The sequence below is a fragment of the Streptococcus sp. NLAE-zl-C503 genome, from assembly GCF_900104285.1.
Lineage (GTDB): Bacteria > Bacillota > Bacilli > Lactobacillales > Streptococcaceae > Streptococcus.
The window spans coordinates 1-1,132 of sequence record NZ_FNJT01000017.1; the positions used below are offsets into that span (position 1 = coordinate 1).

At 35.1% G+C, this 1,132-nt stretch carries 1 protein-coding gene; it reads right to left on the reverse strand.

Translation table 11 applies throughout. From position 1 onward, the window contains the following. Positions 1 to 115: 115 nt before the first annotated feature. Positions 116 to 1,009: a replication initiation protein gene (locus tag BLS46_RS09765; protein ID WP_093587237.1), complete on the reverse strand. Its 894-nt coding sequence runs from the start codon at positions 1,007 to 1,009 to the stop codon at positions 116 to 118. Positions 1,010 to 1,132: the final 123 nt, after the last annotated feature.

Consider the following 1,132-nt stretch of genomic DNA (forward strand, 5'->3'; position numbering starts at 1 on the left):
TGCTCAGCTTCTTCTACTTGCCTTAATAATCTATTTCTTTCAGCTTTTAATTTTTCGATATCGTTTATTAGTTCTGCTCTTTCTGTCATTTTGTTACTCCCTTTTCTGTAACTAGCTAATCTTCAAACATATCCATTTGCCCAGGCAAAACCCTTGGGGGCTCATTGTCTAATCTAGCTAACATCTCTTGCTTTTTACGCTCTAGTTCAACCTTTTTCTCTTCACTCGTTGTATTCACGTAATCAGGAGTTGACCAAGTAGGAACGTTGGACTTCCTTTTCTTGCTTTGCTTAGGCTTATCGAACTTATTTGGAACATACGATTCAGTCATTTCAGGATTCCAAGTAAACTCATAACCAAGAACAGGATTCCCACGCTTGTTGGATTTGATTTTTTTAACTTTCAATCCCTCAAAATATGGTGAAAGTTGCTTCAGGATCGGTTTGACGACTGCTCTATCTATCTCGCTCGATTTATAACTATTAGGCATATCAAGTAAAGTTTTAAATTCATCAATCTTGAACTCTTTACGACCTACTGTACGCCATTGTTTTAATAGTCTATATGCAGTTTTAGCGTATGTAGACCGAATATTTGTAAACTCTGCAAGCTCATATTGTGTGAAATTGGCTGAAAGTCTGTTTAAGATGTACTCAAATTTCGGCGAAAGAGAAACTGTTGCAGTCATATCTGACAAATCTTCTTTCCAATCCACTCGAAATCGTGTAAACAGTGGCATGTACTCAATAGAATTGCTTGTTTTTTCGATATATCGTAACTGAGTTATATTATTAGCTAAGCTATTCATCGTATCGTGAAATCGTTTATTGTGCTGAATAGAATAGCTTGCAAGTTCGGCTAACTGATACTTATCGAAGACTAAGTCTTCTATGCCGTTATCTCTGGCTTTTGCAATTATTGCAAAGAAGAAATTCATCTCTTCTGACGTCCATTTTCTCATGATAACCGTGTTCAAATCATTATGATGCTTAACTACTTCATTCGTCATTAAGAAACCCTCTTTATTTTTTCTTAATTATACCACCGAAAACATTATAAAGCAAACAAATATATTTCTTCTTAATAAACCGACATTTGTACACCTATAAACCGACATTTGTACACCTATAAA